Origin of the sequence: Kribbella sp. NPDC051718 (assembly GCF_040681515.1) — a bacterium.
Taxonomy (GTDB): domain Bacteria; phylum Actinomycetota; class Actinomycetes; order Propionibacteriales; family Kribbellaceae; genus Kribbella.
The window spans coordinates 1-24888 of record NZ_JBFAYZ010000001.1 but is presented as its reverse complement, the minus strand read 5'-3'; the positions used below and the strand labels follow the sequence as shown (position 1 = coordinate 24888).

Genomic DNA, 24888 nt, shown 5'->3' with positions numbered 1-24888 from the left:
TGCTGCCATGAGTGCGGGGTACCTGGTGTTGCCCGAGTTGTTCACGGCAACGGAAGTCGACCGGCTGCGCGCTGCGGCCGAGCAGGTGCACGCCGAAGTGGTGTCGGCCGCCGAGTCCGGAGAGACGAAGGTGACGGTCTGGCCGGACGGGCATCGGCTGGAGGAGATCAGCGGCACGACGATCCACTGGGAGCCGGACGCTGTGGGGAAGGCTGTCCGCAGCCTGGCGCCAGTCGCTCACCTGCATCCAGCGTTGACCGATCTGTGGATCGACTCGAGGCTCACCTCGCCGATGGCGGAGCTGATCGGCGAGCAGGTCGGGCCGTTCGTGTCGAAGCTGAACTTCAAGCGGGCCGGCGTCGGCTCGGAGTTCGCCTGGCACCAGGACTTTCCGTACTGGTACTGCTGCGCCGGCGACGCGGCGTACGAGATCGCCACAGCGACCGTGATGCTGGACGACAACACGTTCTCGAACGGCGCGATGACGCTGGTTCCTGGGAGTCAACGAAACGGACCTGCCCGCCGAGATCCCGCCGATCCGACCGGCCTGCTGGTGGATCCCTTGACTGTGGACCCGCCGAAAGCAGTCACTGTCACGGCCCCGGCCGGTTCGGTGCTGATCTTCCCGGGATTGATGGTGCATCGGTCGGCGCCCAATCGGACCGCCTTCGATCGCAGGTCGTTGCTGTACTGCTTCCAGCCTGCTGGACGTCCAGAGTTGTCCGCCCTGACCTACGACGCCGAAAAGCTGAGGGATCTGCCATGACCGTCGCCGCACTCACCGTCGCCGTCCTCGCCGGAGCTCACGGCCCCCTGCCCTCATCCCTCGATGTCACCAGCGCCTTCTGGCTTCACCACACCACTCGCCTCCCGGGCGCGGACGTCACCTATCGCAACTACTACGTCCTCCTGCGAGTCGGTGAAGTCTTCGGTGCCTGCTCCTTCGAGGCGGGCGAGGTCGACCCTGACTACTGCGCCGGCGCCTCCGGCCTGCCCCTTTCCGACTTGCTTGCCAACGGCCCCCTTCCCGTCCGCATCGCCGCCCTGGACGCCTATCTGGCAGCCGTCGAGCCCCACCACCTGTCGGCCCAGGCCGAAGAAGTCATCCTCCCCGCCGGTACGCCGGACGTCCGCGCCCGAGCCCGCGACGCCGCGGTGGCCGGCCTGCTCGACGTTTCCGAAGGTTCGAAGGTCGCGCTGATCGGTGTCGTCAACCCGCTGGTCGACGCGATCACCGCCCTGGGCGGCACCTGTCTGCCCTGCGATTTCAACCTCAGTGAGACCGCCTCCGGACTCCCGGTTTCCCGCGACATGACGGCGGTTGTCGATGCCGCCGACGCCGTCGTGGCGACCGGAATGACCTTGAGCAACGGGACTTTCGACACTTTGCTCGATCGTTGCCTACAGCAATCGAAGCCGCTGGCCATCTATGCTCAGACCGGCAGTGCCGTCGCCCGTGCCTTCCTCGGCGCCGGTGTCACCGCCCTGTCCGCGGAGCCCTTTCCCTTCTCCCAGTTCAGTGCCCGCCCGACCTCCCTCTACCGCTACCGCCAGAACGGACCACAGACGCCGTGAGTACCACTGAAGTTCGCAGGACAGGAGAAATACCGGGCGACTGGCGGATGGCGAAACGGTTGTGGCCGTTCCTGCTCGCCTCCACGGTCAGCCTGATCCCGTTCACCGTCTTCGGCATGTATCTGGTGCCGATCGCGGCGGCAGCGGACGGCAGCGTCGCCGAGGTCGGCGGACTGCGGGGACTCGGAGGCCTCGCAGCCCTCATCGTCGGCATCGCCCTCGCGCCACTCATCGACCGCTTCGCCAGGGAACTGGTGGCCGCCGGCGGTCTGGCCCTGCTGGGCATCTCGGCAGCATTGGGTGCCATCGGCAACGTCTTCGCGCTCGCCGCCTTCTGCCTGCTGATCGGCGCCTCGACCTCGATCCTCGGCCCGTCGATCGGCGCGGCCGCGGCGGATCGCTTCAACACGCCTGCCGCCGCAGGCCGAGCTGCAACGTTGGTCTCGGCAACCACCTCGATGATGGCGATGCTCGCCGCTCCGGTGCTCGCAGTACCAGGTCTGTTCTGGGGCTGGCGCGGCAACCTGCTGGCCGCCTCGGCCATCTCGCTGACCCTATCGGCAGCCTTCTTCTGGCGCGGTCGCGGCCGCAAGGCGCCGCTGCACAGCACCCAGCGCACCAGCTACCTAGCGACCTACAAAGCCCTGGCTCGCATCCCAGGAGCGTTGCCCTTGCTGGGAGTAGCGATGCTGAGGACGGCGGCCTTCATGGGCTACCTCGCCTACCTGGCAGCCTTCTACGACGAGAAGTTCGACCTCGCCCCCGGGTGGTTCGCCCTCGTCTGGTCCCTCAGTGGCGCCTCGTTCTTCCTGGGCAACCTGTTCGCGGGCAGGTATCTCGTGGCGGCGGTACGCCCCGAGAAGACCCTTCTCCTGGGCCTCCTGACGGCCTTGGTTGCCGTGTCGGCCTTCTACTTCACCCCGAGCCTCCCGGTCACCCTCCTGCTGACCTCCCTCATGGGCGCCGCCCACGCCACCGTTGCGGCGTGCGTCACAACCCTCCTGGTACGCCGAAGTGGCGATCTGCGCGGCTCGGCCCTCAGCGTCAACGCCGCCGGCATGAGCATGGGCACGTTCCTGGGCGCGGCTCTGGGCGGTGTCGGCCTGGGATTCGGGGGATATCCCGGCCTGGCCTTGATTTTCGGCGCCGTCACCCTCGCCGGCGTCCTGCTCGCCTTGCGCGTAAGGGCGTAGTTGCAGCTATTGACATGGATCCGGCGCGAATTCTGGTCCGTACCTCTGCCATACTCCGGCTCATTGTCACTTCTGAGACCCTTGGGGGGGTCCTGTGTCCTTCCGTCCTGCCCATCTCCTGCGCCTCGGCATCCCTGCCGCCCTGGTCGCAGCCACGCTGGTAGCCGTCACCGGTTCCGCCAGCCAAGCGGCCCAGCCGGGTCCATACACACCGAAGTTCACCCCGCACGACGCCACCGGACCGAAGTACGACCCGAACTCGGTCGTGGTGAAGTTCAAGCCGTCCGCCACCAAGGCGGCCCGGCAGTCGGCGCTGTCGCGGTTCAAGAGCACCACCGACGACTCGCTGACGGCCAAGACCGTCGAGCTGACCGGTGAGCTGTCCGCGCCGGAGCTGCTGAAGAAGGTCAAGGCCGACCCGACCGTCGAGCTGGCCTCGCTGAACTACAAGCGGCACATCAGCTCCATCCCGAACGACGAGTTCTACGGCGAGGACCAGTCGATCTTCGCGAGCACGGTCCGGCTGCCGCAGGCCTGGGACGTCTCGAAGTCCTCCGGCAACCAGATCGTCGCCGTGCTCGACACCGGCGTCGACATCGGTCACCCGGACCTCGCCGGCCACCTCCTCACCGGCTACAACGCGATCACGCCGTCAGCGGCCCCGATCGACGACGAGGGCCACGGCACGATGACGCTCGGCCTGATCGCCGCGGCCGGCAACAACGCGATCGGCGTCGCAGGTGCCGCGTGGTCCGCGAAGGCGATGCCGGTCAAGGTGCTCGACAACGAGGGCTCCGGTTTCGACTCCGACATCATCGAGGGCCTGCACTGGGCCGTCGCCCACGGCGCGGACGTCGTGAACATGTCGCTCGGCAGCGACGAGGACGACCCGGTCCTGCACGACGCGATCGCTCAGGCAGTCGCCGACGGGGTTGTGGTAGTAGTTGCCGCTGGCAACGACGGTACCTCGCTCCTGCAGTACCCGGCCTCCTACCCCGAGGTGATCGCAGTCGCGGCCACCGACCCGCGAGGCAAGCTGTCCGACTTCAGCTCGTTCGGCGACTGGGTCGACATCGCCGCCCCGGGCACGCACCTGCTGAGCACCGGCTCCCGCGCGCTCACGGACCCGGACTACCTCCCGTACTGGTACTGCACCGGTACTTCGTGCTCCGCGCCGATCGTCACCGGGATCGCGGCTCTGGTCCGCAACAAGTACCCCGCCTTCACCCCGGCCCAGATCCGTCAGCGCCTGATGGCGCTGTCGCGTGACGCCGGACCGCGCGGGTTCGACCAGTACTACGGCGCCGGCATCGTGGACGCGTACGCGGCACTCGGCGGCAAGACGACGACCGACTTCGCCGGCGGCGCGGCGGACGGCAACGACCAGCCGTCCCGCTCGACCCATGTCGGTCTGTCTCCCGTCTCGGGGCTGATCAGCACCGAGGGCGACGTCGACTGGTACTCGATCAACTCCGACGCCGCGCGCAACCTGCGGGTCTCGGTCACCGGCGCGTCCTTCGACGAGCGGAACCAGAACTTCGCCAACGTCGGCCCGGAGGTCGACGTCTACAACGCCGACCTGCAGTCGCTCGGCCACAAGGTGAACGCGTTCCCGCCGGTCAATCCGACCACGCATGTGGTGAGCTGGGGCCCGCTGACCGCGTCTGTCGACGTCAGCGCCGCCGTTGGCCAGACCTTCATCGCGGTCCGCAACAACAACGGATCCTGGGACAGCCGGTCGTACACCCTCTCCGTCACCGAGGCGGGTTCGGGCGGGACGAGTACTGCTCCTGCGTACCCGATCCGCGATGTCACTCCGGCGCACCTGTCCTCGGTCGCCACTCCGGACACCAAGCCGGTCGTGACGTTCGCTCGCGCGGTCACCGAGTCGACGGTCACCGCCGGCACGGTCAAACTGCAGAACGGCAAGACCGGCGCCACCGTGCCCTCGACGGTCGCGTACGACCCGTCGACGCTGAAGGCGACCATCACGCCGGCCGCTCCTTTGCCGGAGGCAACGGCGTACAAGATCGTCGTCAACGGTGTGGAGGAGACGGGTGGCACGCCGCTGGCGCCGATCCAGCTCGTCTTCAGCACGGCCGACCTGATCCCGCCGAAGCTGGCGACGTTCACCGCGACCGGGGCCTACCTGGCCGCGAACGTGTCGTGGACGCTCCCCGACATCACGGATCTCGATCAGGTGATCATCCGGCAGAACGTCGGCGGTGTCGCTCCGACGATCAACACCGGGACGGCCGTGTACGCCGGTACCGCGACGTCGGTCAAGGTGACCGGGCTCAAGGCAGCGACCACGTACACGTACGCCGGCTGGGTGAAGGACAAGGGCGGCAAGATCAGCCCGATCTCCTCGAAGGCCGTCAACGGGGTCAAGTCGACCATCTCGACGACCGCCGCGGCGATCAACTACGGCAGCACGATCACCCTCAAGGGCAGCGTGCTGCGGATCGACAACAAGGCGTTCGCGGGCCTGCCGGTCCAGCTGTACGGCCGGGCCAAGAACGTGGCGGCGCTCAAGCTGATCACCACCCTGACGACCAGCTCCACCGGTGCGGTCAGCTACGCGATCAAGCCGACCACCTCGTCGGTCTACACGATGGTCTTCGTCGGCAACGCCGACCTGATGGGAACCCGCACGGCTGACATCAACGTCGCCGTCGCGCCGACCGTCACCTCGGTCCTGTCGCCGACCGCCATCACGCTGGGCAAGACGACGCGCTTCTCCGGCGTCGTCACCCCGGCCCACGCAGGCAAGCTCGTCTCCCTGCAGTTCTACTCGGCCAAGACCTGGAAGACCATCGCCTCGGTCAAGCTGAGCACCACCGGCGGCTACGCCTTCGGCATCAAGCCGACGGCCCGCGGTTCCTTCGCGTACCGCGTCCTGTTCACCGCGGACGCGGACCACGCGCAGGCACTCAGCCCGCAAAGGATCGTCAAGGTCAGCTGACCTAAGGCTGGGGGAGTTGCTCCTTGAGCAGCTCCTCCAGCCACTGCTGGAGAGCTTTCATATCCTTGGCCGCGGTAGCCGGAATGATCAATTCCTTGCCCCAGGCATCTTTCGGGATGATCGGAAGCATCCGCCCGCTGGGGCCGGAGCCGCGGAGCAGGCCGATCGCCCCTACCTCGGACCACCGGATCGACTTCTTCAACCCGACCTTCAGACCGAACTTGTCGACGGTCAGCGCCGGGTACCGGGCATAGAGCCGTGAGGTGTACCAGAACGTCGCGACCATGGCCGACAACACGACAGCCATGGCCAGGTACTGCCGGGTGTCGCCCTCTCCCCAGGACTGACCGAACGAGATCGCCTGTGTCACGGCGACGACGAGCCAGATGAATCCAAGTTCCCGCCCCACCGCCGCCGCCCGGATCGGGAAGATCACCCGGCCCTCGCGTTGTAGTTCGTCGGACCACTTCTCAGGCAGGGCGTCGCCCATTGCTGGCATGGGCTAAGAGTAGGTCCTGAGGCGGGCGGCTCGGGTGTTCAGATAGCGCTGTTCGGGCAGGCTGGTGGTTCTGCGGGCGGCTTCAAGGTAGGCGGTGAGGGCTTCGGGGAGGTTGCCGGCCTGTTCGAGGAGGTGGGCTCGGGCTACGTGTACTCGGTGGTGGTTGGTCAGGCGGGGGTCTTTGGCCAGGTCGTCGATCAGGGTGAGGCCGGCTTGGGGGCCTTGGAGCATGGCGACGGCTACCGCGCGGTTGAGTAGCGCGATGGGGGTGTCGTCGAAGCGGATCAGCAGGTCGTAGAGGGCGACGATCTGCGGCCAGTCGGTGGCTTCGGGGGTCTTGGCTTCGTTGTGGACGGCGGCGATCGCGGCCTGGAGTTGGTACGAGCCCAAGGGGAAACGGGTCATCGCGTCGGTGATCAGGGCCGTGCCCTCGGCGATCATGGCCGCGTCCCAGAGCGTGCGGTTCTGTTCGTCCAGGCGGATCAGGTCGCCGGCGGCCGTAGTACGGGCTGCGCGGCGGGCGTGGGTCAGGAGCATGAGGGCGAGCAGGCCTGCTGTTTCTCCATTGGTGGGGAGCAACCGAGCCAGCCGGATCGCTTCTTCGGCGAGGTCCACCCGGTCGGTGCTCGTGTAGCCCTCGTTGAAGATCAGGTACAGCACCTGCAGTACCGCGGCCAGCCGCGCGGGCAGCTCGCTCGGTGGCGGCGGACGGAACGGGATGCCGGAAGCCCGGACGCTCTGCTTGGCGCGGGTGATGCGTTTGCGCATGGTGTCTTCGGGGACGAGCAGGGCGCGAGCGATCTCGTCGGTCGACAGGCCACCGATCGCGCGCAAGGTGAGGGCGATCTGCGCCGCCCGGTTCAGCGACGGATGGCAGCAGAGGAACAGCAGCAACAAAGTGTCGTCGGCGTCGCGAGGGCCGGCAGAATCGGCGCCGGGGGCAACCAACGGGATTTCGGTCGCCACAGTGTTCTCGCGTCGACGCCGGGCCTCCTCGCTGCGCAACTCATCGGTCAGCCGCCGCGACGCGACGGTGATCAACCAGGCGCGCGGTTGCGACGGCTGTCCCTCGCGCGGCCACTGCTGCGACGCCGCCAGCAACGCTTCCTGTACCGCGTCCTCGCACGCGTCGAAAAGCCCGTACCGGCGGACCAGCGCGCCGAGCACCTGCGGCGTCAGCTCACGCAGCAGGTGCTCGAAGCCGGTCACGGTCAGGAACCGTCCATCAGCGGCCGGACCTCGACGATGTCACCGACCGCGTCGACGATCTGCTGGGCGATCTCGTACGCCCGGTCGGCGCTCACCACGTCGACGATGCCGAAGCTGGCCAGCACCTCCTTGACCTCGGCGTACGGGCCGTCGGCGGCGACCGTACCGCCGGGGGTCTCGCGGATCGTCCTGGTCAGCGACGGGTCGCCGAGGCCGGCCGTGTAGACGCCTTCGCCGCTCGCGGCCAGGTCCTTGCCGAGCTGCTCGTAGAAATCGCAGGCCTGCTGGAACTCCTCGGGATCCCAGGTTCCCTCGACCCAGGTCTGGGCGTTCGTGTAGGCCAGCATGATGAATTTCATCTCGCACTCCTCGTCGATCCGGCTCCCTTGCTGGGAGCCTCTCGTCCAGTAGTCGGAGTCGGGTCCGCCGCAGGGACATCTTCTCGCATGTCCCTCGCCGGCCGATGGCTCCGACCAGGTGGATGAAGGTTCCCACCGAGAAGGAGCAGGACGATGAAGAGAGTAAGTCGAGCAGTCGCGGCGGCGGTCGGTACGGCGCTGGTTGCGGTGTCGGGTACCGCAGTGGTGGCTGCCCAGCCGGACGTGGGCCGTCACACGTATACGGGGACGATCGGCGGAGCGGCGTACAAGGTGGAGACGCCTGAGCGGTGGAACGGGACGTTGCTGATCTACAGCCACCCGTACTACCCGGCGGACATGCCGGAGTTTCCGCCCGGGAACGGCAACCGGGTCGACAGCGAGGAGTGGCTGCTCGACCAGGGGTATGCGCTGGCGGCGTCCGACTTCAAGGGGCGCACGGGCTTCGTGGTGAAGGAGGCGGTGCGCGATCAGATCGGGGTGCTGGACTGGTTCGAGTCGCATGTCGGGAAGCCGCGGCGGACGGTGGCGACCGGCTCGTCGGGCGGTGGCGTGATCTCACTGCTGCTCGCGGAGAAGTACCCGCAGCGGATCGACGGGGTGCTGGCGATGTGCGCGCCGATCGATCTGTACGGGCAGATGAATCTGTCGCTGGACATCAACTTCGCGCTCAAGACCCTGCTTGCGCCGGACGCCAAGGACATCGAGCTGGTCAACGCGAAGGATCCGGCGGGGAGTGTGCAGCGGTTGCAGCAGGTGATGACCGAGAAGGTCGAGACGGCGCAGGGGAGGGCACGGATCGCGTTGGCGAGTGCGTTCGGCAACGTGACCGGCTGGAACTCGGCGCACGACCCCAAGCCGGCGACGATCGAGGGGCAGGCGCGAGCGCTCTACGAGATCCAGCTGTACGGCGCTGTGGGCGTCTTCGGCGCGGTCGGCCAGGTTGATCTCGCTGAGCATGCGGGTGGCAACCCGTCGTACAACGTAGGTGTCGACTATGCCCGGCAACTGGCCAAGTCGGACCAGCTGGCCTTCGTCCGCAAGGCGTATCGCGAGGCCGGTCTCGACCTGTCCAAGGATCTCGCCCGTCTCGCCTCGGCTCCCAGGATCAGCCCGGATCCTCAAGCCAGGCAGTGGATGCTGCGCCATGCCGTGCCTCGCGGTACTACGCCCTCGCCGGTCGTGACGCTCCACAACACGGCCGACCTGGCCGTCCCGGATCACGAACGCTGGTACGCCACTCAAGTCCGCCACCGCGGCGACCCGGCCGACCTTAGGCAACTCTTCGTCGGTCGTGCGACCCACTGCGCCTTCACCGTCGGCGAGGAAGCCGTCGCGCTGCGAACGCTGCTGACCCGCATCGACACCGGCCGCTGGCCGACGACGGATCCGGGTCGTCTCAACGCACAGGCGACCGCGCTCGGTGAGTCCTGGAGCAAGGTGTTCGACTTCGCCACCGGGACGGACGCAGTACGGTCGGCTGCCTTCACGGCGTACCGGCCGAGCCCCTTGCTTCGTCCGTCGCGTTGACCGGTGCGGGGGGATATCGTTCGGGGTTATGGACAATCTGCCCGAGCGCCAGAATCCGCATGCTCATCTGCGGGCCTCCGACACCGATCGGGATCAGGTCGTGGATGTGTTGCGGGATGCGCTGATGACTGGGCGGCTGACCCAGGACGAGCATGCCGAGCGGCTCGAGCAGACGTTGCAGGCCAGGACGTTGGGGGAGCTCGAGCCGATCACCCAGGACCTCGCAGTTCCGGGGCAGCCGTTCCAGCCGGTCGCCGCGGCCGCGCCGTCGAACAGTCCGGTGCCGATCGAGGAGCCGGCCAACCCGTCCGACAGCTTCGAGGCGATGGTCGCCGTCTTCGGTGGTGGTGAGCGCAAGGGCCGCTGGCGGGTCAAGCGGCGGATCAACGCGATCTGCGTCTTCGGCGGCCACGACCTCGACATGACCGATGCCGTGTTCGAGGGGCGTGAGGTGACGATCTGGGCGTTCGCGATGTTCGGCGGGATCGACATCACCGTGCCGGACAGCGTCGAGGTCCGCAACGAAGGGGTCGGGATCTTCGGCGGCTTCGGCGCCCGTGGCGGTGAGTCACCCGACCCGAACGCCCCGGTCGTCGTCGTCAAGGGCATCGCGCTGTTCGGCGGTGTGGGCGGTCAGGTCAGCTCGAGGCGCCACAAGAAGCGCTTCCGTGACCAAGGCGGCCACGGGCAGCTGCACTAGATCCAGGACTTGAACCACATTCGGTTCAGCCAGTCCGGATGCGGCATCACCTGGTCGGTCAGGATCGGCCAGATGTAGGCGAAGTTCAACACGACCAGCACCACGAAGGCGCCGACGACCGCGCTGCCGACCAGCCTGCGCGGCGTCGGCGCCTGGAGCGCCTGTTTGGCCGGGCCGAGGATCTTGCCCAGCACCATCGCCAGCGCCATACAGGTGAACGGGATCATCGTGACGGCGTAGAAGAAAAAGATCGGCCGGTCGTCGAAGAAGAACCACGGGATCCAGCAGGTGAAGAACCCGACGATCGGGATCCCGAACCGCCAGTCGCGCTGGGCGATCCAGAACACCAGCGCGGCGATCAGCGCCAAGGCGCCGGCCCACCACAACAGCGGCGTACCGACGGCTGAGATCACCGACAGGCAGTTCACCCCGGTCGGCGCGGTGCAGCCGTCGGTACCGGGCTTGATGTCGTTGACCGCGTCGAATCCGATCGGGCGGGCGATGATCGGCCAGCCGGCCGGGTGGGACGAGTACGGGTGGGTGGCGTTCTTGATGTAGTCGCCGGTGTGGAAGGCCAGCACTTCCTGGTGGTAATGGATCAGTGACCGGAAGTCGTCCGGGATCACCTTCATCACGCCGTGCGCCGGATGGCTGGCCGCGTAGTCGTGGTCGTAGGCGTTGTCGTGCAGCAGCCAGCCGGTCCAGGTCGCGGTGTAGGTGATGCCGGCGACGAGCACGATGCTGACGAACGCGGGCAGGCCGTCGACGAAGACCGACTTGATGAACGCGCGCCGGGCCCCGAGTGCACGACGGGCACCGAGGTCCCAGGCGAAGACGAGGATGCCGAAGCCGGCCATCACCCAGACGGCGGACCACTTGGTGCCGAGCGCCAGGCCGAAGCAGACGCCGGCAGCGAGCCGCCACGGGCGGATGAGCAGCCAGCGGCCGATCTTGCGGCTGCCGTCGCGGTGCTCGAGGGAGTCCGCGTGCCGGCGGCGGGTCCAGTCTCGGTCGGCCACCAGGCAGGACACGGCGGCGACCAGCCAGAAGGCGAGGAAGATGTCGAGCAGGGCGACCCGCGACATCACGAAGTGCAGACCGTCGACGGCGAGCAGCAGGCCGGCGATACAGCCGATCAGGGTCGATCGCGTCATCCGGCGGACCGTCCGGATCACGAGAAGAACAGTCAGCGTGCCGAACAGGGCCGGCATGAAGCGCCAGCCGAAGGTGTTCATCCCGAACAGTTGCTCACCGGCCGCGATCATCCACTTGCCGACCTCGGGGTGCACGGTCAGGCTCGGGGTGTCCTTGAAGACGTCCAGGTTGCCGGCCAGGATCGCCTTGTCGGCGGCCCCCTCCGGCTTGTCGATGAACTGCAGCGCATACCCGTGCTTGAGCAGTGAGTACGCATCCTTGGCGTAGTACGTCTCGTCGAAGACGAACTTCACCGGGTTGCCGAGGTTCCAGAACCGCAGGATCGCCGCCAGCGCCGTGATCGCCAGCGTCGCGATCCAGCCACCCTCGAAGTCCTTCGGCATCGGCGGGTAGAGCCGCTCCTTCAGCGGCGGCAACCGTCTCCCAAGAACGTCCCGCCCAAGCGTCTCGCGCTCCTCGGCACCTTCCCCAGGCACGTCAGCCGGCTTGGCGGTGTCGTCCTCGATCACGGCAGTCACGACGGCCATGGTACGGAGAACCCGGTCGAACCGCTCCTCCGCGTGGCGAACAGGCCTGTGGATAACCACAGAAACGTCCGCCGGACCTTCTAGACTCGTGACCATGAGTACTCCTAGAGAAGAGCTCCACGCGCTGATCGACTCTTTGTCGGACAGCACCGCTGCCGATCTCTTGCCGGAACTACGGCTGCTGAAGCTGCAAGCCGAGGCGCGCGCAGAGCGTCCGCAGCCGACCGGCACCTGGCCGCCGCCCTGGTTCGGGTCGGTCGAGGGCAGCCGACCCGACTTGTCCGAGAACCACGAAGACATCCTGCGAGCCGAACTCGGACGCAATTCCAGGTGATTGCCCGCGAGAAGGGGGCCAAGTCGGAAGAAGCGTTCGTCCGTTCGTTGGCCGCTGATGATTTCGTGATTGCGCCGGTGACAAGCTCGGGGCTCGAGCGCGCCGCTGACCTGGTCGGTCAGTATGCCGACCTGCCACTTGGATTCGTGGACGCGTCGGTGGTTGCTCTTGCCGAGCAGCTCGAGCTCCGAGAGATCGCGACCTTGGACAGACGGCATTTCAGTGTCATCCGGCCTCAGCACATCAACGCGTTCGCCCTTCTGCCGTGACCGGGCGATTGGTGTTGGTGGGGACTCCTATTGGGGACTTTTCGGATGCGTCTGCGCGGTTGCGGCGGGTGTTGGGGGAAGTGGATGTGGTGGCCGCGGAGGATACGCGGCGGTTGAAGCGGCTGACCAGTGAGCTGGGGATCGTGGTCAGCGGGCGGGTGGTGAGTTTTTTCGAGGGGAACGAGCGGCAGCGGACCGATGAGCTGGTCGCGGCGTTGGTCGAGGGGCAGACGGTTGCCGTGGTGACCGACGCGGGGATGCCTAGCGTGTCGGATCCCGGCTACAGACTGGTGGCGGCCGCGATCGAGGCCGGCGTACAGGTGACCGCGGTACCGGGGCCGTCGGCTGTGTTGACCGCGCTGGCGTTGAGTGGGTTGCCGGTGGATCGGTTCACCTTCGAGGGTTTCCTGCCGCGGAAGTCGGCCGAGCGGACCAAGCGGTTCACCGAGCTCGCCCGGGAGCAGCGGACGATGATCTTCTTCGAGGCGCCGCACCGGCTGGCTGCCTCGCTCCAGGATCTGGCTGAGGCGCTCGGGAAGGATCGCCGGGCAGCGGTCTGCCGTGAGCTGACCAAGACCTACGAGGAGATCAAGCGGGGCACCGCGGCCGAACTGGCCGAATGGGCCGAAGACGGGGTGCGCGGCGAGATCACCATCGTCGTCGCGGGAGCCGACCCGTCGGCCCGCGAACTCGGCCCGGAGGAGCTGGCCGCCGAGGTCGCCGCCGACGAGGAGGCGGGCACCCCGCGTAAGCAGGCGATCTCGGACGTCGCCAAGCGGTTCGGAGTACCGAAAAGGACGGTCTACGACGCCGTACTGGCCGCCCGAGACCCTGGTAAGACCAGCTAGCCCGGCCCACTACCCTTTAGACATGTCCGACAAGGCCTTTTACGTCACCACCCCGATCTACTACGTCACGGCCCCGCCGCACATCGGCAGCGCCTACACGACGGTGGCCGGGGACGTCCTGACCCGTTGGCACGCCCAGCGCGGCGAGCGCAAGTGGTACCTGACCGGTACCGACGAGCACGGCGAGAAGGTGATGCGCAGCGCTCAGGCGCAGGGCATGTCCCCGCAGGAGTGGACGGACAAGCTGGTCGAGGAGGCGTGGAAGCCGGCCTGGGTGGACGTCGACATCGACTACGACGACTTCATCCGGACCACCGAGAAGCGGCACACCGAGCGGGTCCGCGACTTCTGGCAGACGCTGTACGACAAGGGCGACGTCTACAAGGGCGAGTACGAGGGCCTGTACTGCGTCGGCTGCGAGGAGTTCAAGCTCCCCGCGGACATCCGGACCGACGAGGACGGCACCCAGCGGTGCATGATCCACGGCACCGAGCTGGAGACGGTCTCGGAGACCAACTACTTCTTCCGGCTCTCGGCGTACGCCGACAAGCTGATCGAGCTGTACGACTCGCAGCCGGACTTCGTCGCGCCGTCGAGCGCCCGCAACGAGGTCATCTCGTTCGTCAAACAGGGCCTGCAGGACCTGTCGATCACCCGGTCGACCTTCGACTGGGGCATCCCGGTCCCGTGGGACGAGGACCACGTCCTCTACGTGTGGATCGACGCGCTGCTCAACTACGTCACCGCGGCGGGCTACGGCACCGATCCGGAGCGGTTCGAGGAGCTGTGGCCGGTCGACGTGCACCTGGTCGGCAAGGACATCCTCCGGTTCCACGCGGTGATCTGGCCGGCCATGCTGATGGCCGCGGGCGTCGCCGTACCCAAGCAGGTCTTTGCGCACGGCTGGCTGCTGGTCGGCGGCGAGAAGATGAGCAAGTCGAAGCTGACCGCGATCGCGCCGAAGGAGATCACCGACCACTTCGGCTCGGACGCCTTCCGGTACTACTTCCTGCGCACGATCCAGTTCGGCTCCGACGGTTCCTTCTCCTGGGAGCACCTGAACGCCGTCTACACCTCCGAGCTCGCGAACGGCCTGGGCAACCTGGCCAGCCGGATCGCCGCGATGGTGAACAAGTACTTCGACGGCGAACTCCCCGAGCCCACCGACCACGGCCCCGCCGAGCAGGCCCTGGCCGACAAGCTCGCCGAGACGGTCGCCGCGGCTGACAAGGCGATCGACTCCCTGGCCTTCCACGACGCCCTGGCCGCGATCAACGACCTCGTCGGCGCCGTCAACGGCTACGTCTCCGAGCAGGAGCCCTGGAAGGTGGCGAAGGACGAGTCCCAGAAGGCCCGCCTGGCCACCATCCTCTACACCTCAGCCGAGGTACTCCGCGCTGTCGCGGTCCTGCACAACCCGACCATGCCCAAGACGGCCGCCAAGCTATGGACCCTCCTCGGCGCCGAAGCCAAACTCGGCCCCCTCAAGGACCAGCGCATCCAGGAAGCCGGCACCTGGGCCCAACTCCCGGTCGGCTCCGTCCTGGTCAAGGGCGACTCCCTCTTCCCCCGCCTGTCGGACCCGGAAATCTAGCCAACGGGAATATTCGCACCGCCGTAGTGATTGAGGCCTAAAGTACTTCACTTGACGCTTCAATAAACAAGGAGCAGTGCGATGCGAGCGGTTGTCTTCGAAGAGTTCGGTGGACCCGAGGTTCTGCAGGTCAAGGACGCCAAGGAGCCGCAGGCCGGCCAGGGCGAGGTCCGGATCGCGGTCAAGGCCGCCGGCGTGAACCCGATGGACTTCAAGATCCGGTACGGCTGGTTCGACAGCTTCATGCCCACCACCTTCCCGGCGGTCCCGGGCCTCGAGGTGGCCGGCGTGGTCGACCAGGTCGGTGAGGGCGTGACCGAGTTCGCCGTCGGCGACGAGGTCGTCGGCTGGTCCCAGAGCGGCGCGTACGCCGAGTACGCGCTGCTCGGCGTCGCCACCAAGAAGCCAGCGAACGTCTCGTGGGAAGAGGCCGTCGCAATCCCGGTCGCCGGCGAGACCGCCGCGCGGGTACTGAACGAGCTCGGTCTCAAGAAGGGTGAGACACTGCTGCTGCACGGAGCCGCCGGTGGGGTTGGCTCGGTGGGTGTGCAGCTCGCCGTCGCGCTCGGCGCGACCGTGATCGGTACGGCGTCCGAGGCCAACCACGACTACCTGCGTTCCCTCGGCGCGATCCCGATCGCGTACGGCGAGGGCCTGGTCGAGCGGGTCAAGGAGGTCGCTCCGCAGGGTGTCGACGCCGTCTTCGACGCGGCCGGCAAGGGTGGTCTGCAGGAGTCGATCGAGCTCCGCGGTGGTACCGACCGGATTGTCACCATCGCTGACTTCGCCGCCGGTGAGATCGGCGTGGCCGTCTCTAGCGGGGCCGTGTCGGACGACGTCAAGAAGGCCGGTCTGGCCGAGCACGTCCAGCTCGTCGCCGACGGCAAGCTGAAGCCGGCCATCGCCAAGACCTTCACGCTCGACGAGGCCCGCGCCGCGCACGAGATCAGCGAGGCCGGCCATAACCGCGGCAAGCTCGTCATCGTTCCCTGACGCTTTTCTACAAGACCGTACGGCGCCGGCGTCGTACGGTCTTGTAGAAGACACCGATGGGAGTTGGACATCATGGCCGACTATCTGGCCACAGCGCAGACCGAGATCAAGGCATCGCCCGAGCGGGTCTGGGACGTCCTGACCGACCCGGAGCAGATCAAGAAGTTCATGTTCGGGGCCGATGTGGAGACCGACTGGCAGCCGGGCAGCCTGATCACCTGGCAGGGCGAGTACGAGAGCAAGCAGTACACAGACAAGGGCGAGATCGTCGCGGTCGAGAAGGGCCGGCTGCTCAAGGTGACCCACTACAGCCCGCTGAGCGGACAGCCCGACGTACCGGAGAACTACCACACGCTCACGTATGAGCTCTCGGCTACTGACGGCGGCACGCACCTTACGCTCACCCAGGACAACAACGGCAGCCAGGAAGAGGCCGATCACTCCAGCGGCATGTGGGAGATGCTCGTGAAGGGTGTCAAGGAGGCCTCCGAAGGCTAGTAAGATCCGACGGTGACCAGTCGATTACGGCCTGGCATCGGGCTGCTCGGGTGGTGGCTGTTGGTGCCGCTCAGCGCGGTCCTGTTGCTGGTCCGGATCGGCGACTCGACCGGCGAGAGCGTCCGCTGGATGCTCACCTGGCTGATCGCCGTACTCCTGCCAGGCACACTCCTCTGGCGCGCGCTGGCCGGCGGCCGCTTGTTGACGCAGGACCTGGGTTTCGGCGCAGTGCTCGGCCTCGCCTGGCAGTTGGCCGTCTGGGCGATCTGTACCGCGCTCGGCGTCCCGCTACTCCAATGGGCCTTCGTCGCCGGGCTACTGCTGTTCTTCGCCTTCAACAAGTCACTGCGCCCGCCGGTCACCGCTCCACCCCGCTGGTGGCACGTACTGCTCGTCTCCAGCCTCCTCCTGGCGATGGTCCGGACAGTGGTCGTCCTCCTGCGACCCGTCCCGCTCCCGCCGCTCCCGGCGACCCGCCACCAAGACATCTGGTACCAACTCGGCCTGGTCCAGCAGCTACTCCACGACGTCACGCCGGCAGACCCGTGGGTGCTGGGTGAGCCACTGATCTACCACTGGTTCGCAACCGCCTCCATGGCGAGCGGCTCGGTGATGGCCGACGTCCGGCCGGCCACCGTGCTCATCCACCAATGGCCGTTGACTATGCTGCTCACTCTGGTCCTGGTCGGCTGGGCGGCGGGGGAGTTGCTCAGCGAGCGCAAGTGGGCCGCACCGCTCGCCGGCCTGCTCGCTGGCGTCCTGCCGGGTGCTATCCAGCTGGTCAACACCCCGACGGCCAACATGTCCGCCGCGCAGGTGGTGCAAGGACCGACCGGCACGATGGCCGCCGTCGTGATGCTCGGGCTGGTCGGACCGACCGTACTGATCCTGCGCCGTCAGGCCGGACCAGGCGTCTGGACAGCGATGGTCCTGATGCTGGCGCTGGCGACCGGGACGAAGCCCACCTTGCTCCCGATCATGCTGGTCGGCTGCCTCGTAGCGGGCGCCGGCGCCTGGGCCTCGGAACGCCGAGCCCCATTGCGGATAGCAGCGTTGGCCGGTGTCGCGGCGACCTTCCTGTTGGCGTCCTCGTTCGCGCTGACCGGTAGTACAGGTGGCAGCCGGTTCCAGTTGCTCGCCGCGCTCCGGGTCCAGCCGTACTACCAGGCCGTCACCGGCGACAAGTCCTACCCGGCCACCGGCAACTGGGTGCTGCCGTCGCTGGAGCACGGCGACGCCCGGATGATCCTCTTCGCGGTCGTGCTCGTGACCTATTACTTACTGGTCGACGCACCCCGGCTGCTTACGCTGCTCGGTCTCAAGATGTCGCCGGTACGCCGCGACCCGGCGTACTGGTGGATCAGCGGCTGTGTCGCGGCCGGGACCGGGGTGACGCTCGTGTTCTCGCACACGGGCTATTCGGAGTACCACTTCCTCGGGGCGATCCTGGCGCTCGGGATGGTCGGAGTGGTTGCCGTTGGCGTGAATCTGGCTGGGCAGACGCGGGCTCGGGACCTCATCGTCGTCGCGGTGGCCGGGTTGGCCACAGCGGTCGCGCTCTATCTCTTCTGGCCGACCGACACCGAGACCCACACGGTGGCGCGCGCGGCGGCCGGGTTGCTGGCGCCGTTCGGGGTGCTGGCCGTGGTCGGGGCAGTAGTGATCTTCGGGATCAACCGGACCCGGCAGGCCGCCTCGGCCGCAGTACAGGTGATCGTGCTGACGGTGGCGGCCGGTATGCCCGTGCAGTTCATCGTGATCGGGGACGCGCTGCGGGACGCGTCGAGGCCGCTGCCGCCGCCGAACATCGAGTACCGGACCTACCTCACCCGCGAGGAGCAGAGCGCGATGCTCTGGCTGAGCAAGCACCTCGAGCCCAACGATGTGGCCGTCAGCAACGTTTTCTGCATGCCTGTTCCGTACCGCCCGGGCTGCCCCAACGACGCGTACTGGATGTCCGGGCTCAGCGGAGTGCAGATGTGGATGGGTGGCTGGGCCTACGCGCCGGCCAACCTGGCCGCCACCGAACACAAGCACAGCTTCCTGCTCCAGCAGTCGCCCTGGCCCGACCGAGTACTGGACAGCCGGATCGCGGTCGAGAAACCGTCCGAGGCGCACCTCGCCAAACTGGCCGGTGACGTCGGTGTCACCTTGATCATCGGGGATCTGCGGGCCGGCCCGGTCTCGCCGAAGCTGGACCAGCTGGCCATCCCGATCTACCGGAACCAAGATATTCGGATCTACCGACTCAGATGACTAAGTAGGCTAGGGCTCATGTCTACCGACGGTGTGGAGGTCGATCGCCCGACACGGGAACGTGCTGCCATCGGGGAGGACGGCCGGTCGCGGGACCGCAGTCGCCCCGCAGTACCGGATCCGTTGCCGATGAGTGTGGTCGACGCGCACTGCCATCTGGACATCGCCGACGGCGAGGACGGCAACTGGCTGGCCGCGGCCGAGGCGATCAAGCTGGCCGCGTCGGTCGGCGTCACCCGGATCGTCCAGGTCGGCTGCGATCTGCCCGGCGCGGTCTGGGCGGTCGAGGCGGCAGAGCAGTACAAGAACCTCATCGCCGGTATCGCCCTGCATCCGAACGAGGCGCCCAAGCTAGCCGCGGCAGGCAAGCTGGACGACGCCCTGGCCGAGATCGAGCGGCTTGCGGTGAGCTCGCCCAAGGTCCGGGTCATCGGAGAGACCGGGCTCGACTACTTCCGTACCGGCGAGGACGGCCGGGCCGCGCAGCACGCGTCGTTCGCCGCGCACATCGAGCTGGCCAAGCGGCTCGACAAGACGCTGATGATCCACGACCGGGACGCGCACGACGACATCCTGAAGATCCTGGACCGCGAGGGCGTGCCGGACCGGCTCGTCATGCACTGCTTCTCCGGCGATACCGAGTTCGCCCGTGAATGCGTCAACCGGGGTGCGTTCCTGAGCTTCGCCGGGGTGGTGACGTTCAAGAACGCGCAGTCGCTGCGGGACGCGCTCGCGGTCACGCCGCTGGATCGGGTGCTGGTCGAGACGGACGCGCCGTACCTGACCCCGTCGCCGCATCGCGGCCAGCCGAACGCGTCGTACCTGATCCCGCACACGGTCCGGAAGATGGCCGGCGTGCTGAACATCTCGGTCGCCGAGCTGTGCCAGGCGCTGTCCGACAACGCCAACCGCGCGTTCGGTGGTTCGTGGTAACCGTCCTCACCGACTCCGACATCGCCGCGCGGCTCGATGCCCGCTCGGCCGTCGGCTGGATGCGCTCGGCGCTGCTCGCCGCGCATCGAGGAGAGCTGCACTCGCCGCCGCGGGTCAGTACGCCGCTGGGGGACGGCCGGTTGGTGTTCACGACCGGGGCGTTGGAGGGGGAGTGGTACGGGTACCGCTCCTATGACTCCTTCGATTCGTCGCCCGGCGCGCAGGTCGTGGTGGTCCACGACCGGCGGACCGGCATCGTCCGAGGTGTTGCTGTGGGCAACGAGTTGGGTCCGCGCCGGGTGGGGGCGATCGGCGCGGTCGCGGTCGACGCGCTGGCTGAGGCTGGTGCCTCCACGCTTGGCATCGTCGGTACCGGCGTACAGGCCTGGAATCAGCTGTGGGCCATTTCGGTGGTCCGCGAGTTGACCGAGGTGACCGTCTTCAGCCGGTCCGCCGAGCGCCGGAATGCCTTTGCTGCAAGGGTTTCGACCGAGTTGGGGCTGCCGGTCGTGGCGGCGCCGTCGGCCCGTGAGACGGTCGAGGGCAAGGCGCTGGTGGTGCTCGCGACGGACAGTCCGGTGCCGGTGATCGACGCGTCGTGGATCGCGCCGGGGAGTTATGTGACGACGCTCGGGCCGAAGCAGTTCGGACGCGCTGAGTTCGGGCCTGACCTGGTGGCGCGGGCGGATGTCGCCGTGACGGACTCGCTGGCCCAGACTGCGGCGTACGATCCGCCCTTCATTCTGACCGGCACGGTGCAACACGACCGGCTGGTGAGTCTGGGTGCAGTACTGGCTGGGGACGCGCCGGCTCCTGTGGCCGGGCAGACGGTGGTCTTCTGCTCGGTCGGGCTCGCGGGGACCGAGACGTACCTGCTGGCCAAGTTGCTGGGCTGATAGACAAGGCTGCATGGAGTTCAGTGAGGTCGTCCGGCGCCGGCGCATGGTCCGCAACTACGACCCGGACCGGCCGGTGCCTGCCGAGATCCGGGAACGGATCCTGGAAAACGGTCTCCGAGCGCCGTCCGGTGGGTTCACCCAGGGCTGGGCGTTCCTGACCCTCGAAGGCGACGATCGGGAGCGGTACTGGCGGATCGCGGCCGAGGATCCGGACGAGAAATATGTGGAGTGGATCACAGGGTTGCGGCGGGCACCGCTGCTGATCTTCGCCTTCGCCCACAAGGACGCGTACCTCGACCGGTACACCGCGCCGGACAAGGGCTGGACCGACCGCGACGAGAAGCACTGGACGGCGCCGTACTGGTACATCGACACCGGGATGGCGGCGCTGCTGATGCTGCAGACGGTGGTCGACGAAGGCTTGGGTGCTTGCCTTTTCGGGCCTCCGGCGGAGAAGGTCGGGCGGCTGAAGGAGGAGTTCGGAGTACCGGACGGCTTCGACCCGATCGGGGTCATCTCGATCGGTTACCGAGCCCCCGACAAGAGGTCGCCGTCGCTCAAAAGGGGGCGTCGCAGTACTGCCGAAGTGGTGCATCGGGGGCACTGGGGTCGTCACCAGGCGTAAACGGCCCGTTACACCTTTTTGCGCCACGCCGACCAGGGGATTGGCGCTTCAGCTACTTCTTCGTTACTGTCTCGTGATGTTGGCCGGGATCGGGGAAGATTCCGGACGGCACGCCCCTCGGCGGTTGACCGTGGTTTCCGGGCCCTGTACCCGGCATACGCGGCCTCGCGCCTGTGCCGTCCAGACCCTGTGCCCGGGTAGCTCTACCTGGGAGCGTTAGTGCGTAAGTCCATCATCGCGGCCGTGGGCGCCACGGCTGTGTTTGCCGTCGTGGGCGGCTCCGTGGCCTATGCGACCAAGAGCAAGACCGTCAGTCTGTCCATCGATGGCCAGGTCCAGAAGGTGCACACCTTCGGCTCGACCGTCGGGGACGCCCTGAAGGCGAAGAAGATCCAGGTCGGCGAGCGTGACCTGGTGGCCCCTTCGCTGGACGCCAAGCTGCAGGACGGCCAGGAGATCGCGGTGCAGTACGGCCGCCAGCTCACCGTCAACGCGGATGGCACGAAGAGAAGCTTCTGGACCACGGCGGACAGCCTCAGCGAGGCGATGACCGACCTGGGCCTGCGATATGACGGAGCGGTCTTCTCCACCAGCCGGAGCGCGCCCATCGGGCGTGAGGGCCTGGAGCTGACTGTTCGCACCCCCAAGACCCTGCAGATCGTCCGCCTCGGCAAGGCCGTCGCGGTGAAGTCGATGGCGACGACGGTGGGCGAGGCGCTGACCAGCGCCAAGGTCCCGTTCGACTCCAACGACCGGATCGTTCCGGCGGTGGCCACAGTGCTCAAGCCCGGCAGCATCACCCGGGTCGTGGTGGTCAAGGTCGACACCAAGACGGTCACCGAGAAGCAGGCGATCGCCTTCGGCAAGAAGGAGACCAAGGACGCCACGCTGCTCGAGGGCGAGACCAAGACGACCGCCAAGGGCGTCGCGGGCGCCAAGTCGGTCAAGTACCTGGTGACCTACCTCGACGGCAAGCTGGCGAGCAAGAAGCTGGTCTCCAGCGCGGTCGTCACCAAGCCGGTCGACGAGCTCGTCACGGTCGGCACCAAGAAGAAGCCGGTCGAGGACACTCCGCCCGCCACCGGTGGCAACGCCGGCGCCTGGGACCGGATCGCCGCTTGTGAGTCGGGCGGCAACTGGGCCTCCAACACCGGCAACGGGTACTACGGTGGCCTGCAGTTCGACCACGGCACCTGGGCCGCGTACGGCGGTACGGCGTATGCCAACAACGCCAACGGCGCGTCCAAGGCGCAGCAGATCGCGATCGCGGAGAAGGTCAAGGCCGACCGCGGTGGCTACGGCGCCTGGCCTGTCTGTGGCAAGAAGGCTTGATTCACGGCCTTCTCTGCGAGACTGGCGCTTGTGACCAGCGCTGATTCGTCCACTTCCGCCGGACCGAGACTTCTCGGTCCGGCGGAAGTGCGTTCACTGGCCGCGCAGCTCGGGGTCCGCCCGACCAAGCAGCGCGGCCAGAACTTCGTGATCGACCCGAACACGGTCCGCCGGATCGTCCGAGCCGCCGACCTGTCGGCTGACGGCGAGACGGTGCTCGAGGTGGGCCCGGGGCTGGGCTCGCTGACGCTCGCGTTGCTTGCCGAGGGCCACCGGGTCACCGCGGTGGAGATCGATCCGGTGCTGGCCGGGGCACTGCCGGCCACGATCGCGGAGTACGCGCCGAACCAGGCTCACGCGCTGACTGTCGTCGAGGCGGACGCGATGACCGTCGTACCGGATCAGATCGGCTCGCCTGACGCTTGTGTGGCCAACTTGCCTTACAACGTCGCGGTACCGGTCCTGCTGCATCTGCTGGCGATCTCGCCGTCGCTGCGGCACGGGCTCGTGATGGTTCAGTCGGAGGTGGCTGACCGGCTCGCGGCTCCGCCGGGCTCACGGACGTACGGCGTACCGTCCGCCAAGGCCGCCTGGTACGCCGAGGTGCGCCGCGCCGGTCCGATCGGGCGCAACGTCTTCTGGCCGGCTCCGAACGTCGACTCCGGCCTGGTCGCCTTCACCCGCCGCGAACCGCCGTCTTCCACGGCATCCCGGGAAGAAGTGTTCAAGGTGATCGAGGCGGCCTTCTCCCAGCGCCGCAAGACCGTCCGCTCCGCGCTCGCCCGCTGGATGCCCGACCGCGACCGCCTCGACGCTGCTCTTGCCAAGGCCGGCATCGACCCTTCCCTGCGCGGCGAGATGTTGGGAATCGAACAGTTCGCCGCGATCGCCGACGCTGGGCATTAGCCTGTGCCCGTGTCAGCTCATCAGGTCACGGTCCGGGCGCCGGCCAAGATCAATCTCGGCCTGTCCGTCGGCCCGCCGCGTCCGGACGGTTTCCATCCGCTCGCAACCGTCTACCAGGCCGTTGCCCTGTATGACGATGTGACGGCGACCCTGCGCGACGACTCCGAGGTCACCGTCGAGGTGCTCGGTGACTTCGCCGCCGACGTCCCGACCGACAGTACGAACCTCGCTGTACGCGCGGCGCGGGTGCTGCAGGCGGAGTACGACGTCGAAGAAGGCGTCGACCTCGTCATCCGCAAGACCATCCCGGTCGCCGGTGGCATGGCGGGCGGCTCCACGGACGCCGCGGCCACTCTCGTCGCCTGCAATCGGCTCTGGGGGCTCGGCCTCACGCAGCCCGAGCTCGAACACCTCGCGGCCGACCTGGGCAGCGACGTACCGTTCTGCCTCGTCGGCCACACCGCCCTCGGCCGAGGCCGCGGCGAACAAGTCACCGAGGTGATGTCCCGCGGCACCTTCCACTGGGTCTTCGCCATCGCCGAAGGCGGCCTCTCCACCCCTGCCGTCTTCCGCGAACTGGACCGCCTCCGCCCCCTCCGCCGCGTAGAACCCCCCGAAGTCCACCCCGAACTCCTCACCGCCCTACTCTCCGGCCAGCCCGCCGCTTTAGCTGTTGCCCTAAGCAACGACATGCAAGCCGCCGCCCTCTCCCTCCGCCCCGAACTCTCCGCCACCCTCCAGTTCGGCCTCGACCAAGGCGCCCTGGCCGCCATGATCTCCGGCTCCGGCCCCACCTGCCTCTTCCTGGCCGCCGACAGCCGCCGAGCAGTAGACCTAGCAGTAGAACTAGCCGAATCCGGCCTCTGCCGAATGGTCCGCCAAGCCGAAGGCCCAGTCCCCGGCGCCCGAATCCTCCCGGCCCCCATCCCCCGCTAACCCAGTCGTACCCCACGCACCCGCCGCCGCTCGCTCCCGCCTCACACGCAACTGCAGGGGCTCCCACCAGCCCGGGGGTGCTGCTCCCGTGTCGCGCTGGTCACTTGCGTGCGAGCCATCTCCTGCGGGAGATGTGATGGAGGCTCGGCGTGGACTCTCCTCACTCGCATGGCCCCCATGCGTTAACTGAGCGTGCTTGAACGTCGACCATCGCAACGATGACGCATTGCGAGATTCTCCATCAGTCGCCTTGTGTATAAGCAAAGTAAGCCCGCACCGCGATTTGCGCCGCCCGCTCACGGAGCGTAGTATCGAACGCATGTTCGAGAGTGATGCGACCGAGTGGAACACAGCAGAGACGCTGGCCGCTTCCGTACGGGCTCAGGCCGACGAACACGAAGCCGGCATCCAGCGCCTCCTCCTGGCCGCTCATTACGCTGACCTGCACCCTGAGCCCGCGATGATCCCCGCCGACCAGTCCTGCCCCGCCGGCGAACGCGCCCTGCACCCCGGCGGACCCGGCTGCCCCGGCATCGCCGAGTTCGCCGTCGCCGAGTATGGCGTCGTCATGGGTGTCTCCTTCGCGACCGCCGCGAAAACCCTCGGCCAAGCCCTCGCCCTGCGCCACCGCCTCCCACTGATCTGGGACCGCGTCCTGGCCCGCGAAGCCATCCCCTGGCGAGCCCGCGAAGCCGCCACCGCCTCCATGCACCTGTCGGTCGAAGCCGCCGCCAT

23 protein-coding genes and 1 pseudogene are annotated in these 24888 nt (G+C 67.6%); 20 read left to right on the top strand and 4 right to left on the bottom strand.

What is annotated here, in order from left to right; all coding sequences use genetic code 11:
* Positions 1 to 7: 7 nt before the first annotated feature.
* The 4 genes from AB0M15_RS00120 to AB0M15_RS00105 all read left to right on the top strand — a co-directional run bounded on the left by AB0M15_RS00120 (position 8) and on the right by AB0M15_RS00105 (position 5733).
* Positions 8 to 766, top strand: a complete 759-nt coding sequence (locus tag AB0M15_RS00120; protein WP_363812295.1) for a phytanoyl-CoA dioxygenase family protein — start codon at positions 8 to 10, stop codon at positions 764 to 766.
* On the top strand, positions 763 to 1575 hold the full coding sequence (locus tag AB0M15_RS00115; protein WP_363812293.1) for a DUF364 domain-containing protein: 813 nt from the start codon (positions 763 to 765) through the stop codon (positions 1573 to 1575). The genes AB0M15_RS00120 and AB0M15_RS00115 overlap by 4 nt, the downstream gene beginning before the upstream one ends.
* 47 nt (positions 1576 to 1622) lie before the next feature.
* On the top strand, positions 1623 to 2768 hold the full coding sequence (locus tag AB0M15_RS00110) for an MFS transporter (protein WP_363812291.1): 1146 nt from the start codon (positions 1623 to 1625) through the stop codon (positions 2766 to 2768).
* 94 nt (positions 2769 to 2862) lie between these two features.
* Complete coding sequence (locus AB0M15_RS00105; protein ID WP_363812289.1) at positions 2863 to 5733, top strand: S8 family serine peptidase; 2871 nt, start codon at positions 2863 to 2865, stop codon at positions 5731 to 5733.
* Between the two features lies 1 nt (position 5734).
* Here AB0M15_RS00105 and AB0M15_RS00100 read toward each other — a convergent pair whose 3' ends face one another.
* From AB0M15_RS00100 to AB0M15_RS00090, 3 genes are read right to left on the bottom strand one after another with little or no spacing between them, the layout of a single operon-like run.
* A complete protein-coding gene (locus AB0M15_RS00100; protein ID WP_363812287.1) occupies positions 5735 to 6232 on the bottom strand; it encodes a hypothetical protein in 498 nt (165 codons plus the stop codon).
* A gap of 3 nt (positions 6233 to 6235) precedes the next feature.
* Entirely contained in the window at positions 6236 to 7441 is a 1206-nt protein-coding gene (locus tag AB0M15_RS00095) for a sigma-70 family RNA polymerase sigma factor (RefSeq protein WP_363812284.1), read from the bottom strand.
* Positions 7442 to 7443: 2 nt separating this feature from the next.
* Complete coding sequence (locus AB0M15_RS00090; protein WP_363812282.1) at positions 7444 to 7800, bottom strand: YciI family protein; 357 nt, start codon at positions 7798 to 7800, stop codon at positions 7444 to 7446.
* A gap of 153 nt (positions 7801 to 7953) precedes the next feature.
* Here AB0M15_RS00090 and AB0M15_RS00085 point away from each other — a divergent pair, with 153 nt between their 5' ends.
* Both AB0M15_RS00085 and AB0M15_RS00080 read left to right on the top strand, forming a co-directional pair.
* Entirely contained in the window at positions 7954 to 9348 is a 1395-nt protein-coding gene (locus AB0M15_RS00085; RefSeq protein WP_363812280.1) for a CocE/NonD family hydrolase, read from the top strand.
* Positions 9349 to 9376: 28 nt separating this feature from the next.
* On the top strand, positions 9377 to 10048 hold the full coding sequence (locus AB0M15_RS00080; protein WP_363812278.1) for a DUF1707 domain-containing protein: 672 nt from the start codon (positions 9377 to 9379) through the stop codon (positions 10046 to 10048).
* On the opposite strand, the gene AB0M15_RS00075 is transcribed toward AB0M15_RS00080, so the two are convergent.
* The gene (locus AB0M15_RS00075; RefSeq protein WP_363812276.1) at positions 10045 to 11730 is read right to left on the bottom strand and encodes a phospholipid carrier-dependent glycosyltransferase; all 1686 of its coding nucleotides are present in this window, start codon (positions 11728 to 11730) and stop codon (positions 10045 to 10047) included. The genes AB0M15_RS00080 and AB0M15_RS00075 overlap by 4 nt on opposite strands.
* Before the next feature lie 94 nt (positions 11731 to 11824).
* On the opposite strand from AB0M15_RS00075, the gene AB0M15_RS00070 reads away from it, so the two are divergent.
* The 14 genes and pseudogenes from AB0M15_RS00070 to AB0M15_RS00005 form a co-directional block, all read left to right on the top strand.
* The gene (locus tag AB0M15_RS00070; RefSeq protein WP_363812274.1) at positions 11825 to 12064 is read left to right on the top strand and encodes a hypothetical protein; all 240 of its coding nucleotides are present in this window, start codon (positions 11825 to 11827) and stop codon (positions 12062 to 12064) included.
* Positions 12061 to 12333: a PIN domain-containing protein gene (locus tag AB0M15_RS00065; protein ID WP_363812272.1), complete on the top strand. Its 273-nt coding sequence runs from the start codon at positions 12061 to 12063 to the stop codon at positions 12331 to 12333. Before AB0M15_RS00070 ends, AB0M15_RS00065 begins: the two co-directional genes overlap by 4 nt.
* A gap of 8 nt (positions 12334 to 12341) precedes the next feature.
* Positions 12342 to 13181 (top strand): 16S rRNA (cytidine(1402)-2'-O)-methyltransferase, encoded by an 840-nt coding sequence (rsmI, locus tag AB0M15_RS00060; RefSeq protein WP_363814528.1) that lies wholly within the window; start codon positions 12342 to 12344, stop codon positions 13179 to 13181.
* A gap of 22 nt (positions 13182 to 13203) precedes the next feature.
* Positions 13204 to 14775: a methionine--tRNA ligase gene (gene metG, locus AB0M15_RS00055; RefSeq protein WP_363812270.1), complete on the top strand. Its 1572-nt coding sequence runs from the start codon at positions 13204 to 13206 to the stop codon at positions 14773 to 14775.
* A gap of 81 nt (positions 14776 to 14856) precedes the next feature.
* Entirely contained in the window at positions 14857 to 15768 is a 912-nt protein-coding gene (locus tag AB0M15_RS00050; RefSeq protein ID WP_363812268.1) for an NADP-dependent oxidoreductase, read from the top strand.
* A gap of 72 nt (positions 15769 to 15840) precedes the next feature.
* On the top strand, positions 15841 to 16266 hold the full coding sequence (locus tag AB0M15_RS00045; RefSeq protein WP_363812266.1) for an SRPBCC domain-containing protein: 426 nt from the start codon (positions 15841 to 15843) through the stop codon (positions 16264 to 16266).
* Positions 16267 to 16278: 12 nt separating this feature from the next.
* Positions 16279 to 18522: a hypothetical protein gene (locus tag AB0M15_RS00040; protein ID WP_363812264.1), complete on the top strand. Its 2244-nt coding sequence runs from the start codon at positions 16279 to 16281 to the stop codon at positions 18520 to 18522.
* Between the two features lie 18 nt (positions 18523 to 18540).
* On the top strand, positions 18541 to 19455 hold the full coding sequence (locus AB0M15_RS00035) for a TatD family hydrolase (RefSeq protein WP_363812262.1): 915 nt from the start codon (positions 18541 to 18543) through the stop codon (positions 19453 to 19455).
* Positions 19449 to 20351, top strand: a complete 903-nt coding sequence (locus AB0M15_RS00030; protein WP_363812259.1) for a hypothetical protein — start codon at positions 19449 to 19451, stop codon at positions 20349 to 20351. The genes AB0M15_RS00035 and AB0M15_RS00030 overlap by 7 nt, the downstream gene beginning before the upstream one ends.
* Positions 20352 to 20364: 13 nt before the next feature.
* Positions 20365 to 20979, top strand: coding sequence for a nitroreductase family protein (locus AB0M15_RS00025; RefSeq protein WP_363812257.1), 615 nt, complete (start codon positions 20365 to 20367; stop codon positions 20977 to 20979).
* Between the two features lie 219 nt (positions 20980 to 21198).
* A complete protein-coding gene (locus AB0M15_RS00020; protein ID WP_363812255.1) occupies positions 21199 to 22311 on the top strand; it encodes a transglycosylase family protein in 1113 nt (370 codons plus the stop codon).
* A gap of 87 nt (positions 22312 to 22398) precedes the next feature.
* Positions 22399 to 23217 (top strand): 16S rRNA (adenine(1518)-N(6)/adenine(1519)-N(6))-dimethyltransferase RsmA, encoded by an 819-nt coding sequence (gene rsmA, locus AB0M15_RS00015; protein ID WP_363812253.1) that lies wholly within the window; start codon positions 22399 to 22401, stop codon positions 23215 to 23217.
* Between the two features lie 9 nt (positions 23218 to 23226).
* Entirely contained in the window at positions 23227 to 24153 is a 927-nt protein-coding gene (locus AB0M15_RS00010) for a 4-(cytidine 5'-diphospho)-2-C-methyl-D-erythritol kinase (RefSeq protein WP_363812251.1), read from the top strand.
* A 319-nt stretch (positions 24154 to 24472) separates the two neighbouring features.
* Positions 24473 to 24888 (top strand): annotated as a pseudogene (locus AB0M15_RS00005) (hypothetical protein); the annotation flags it as partial.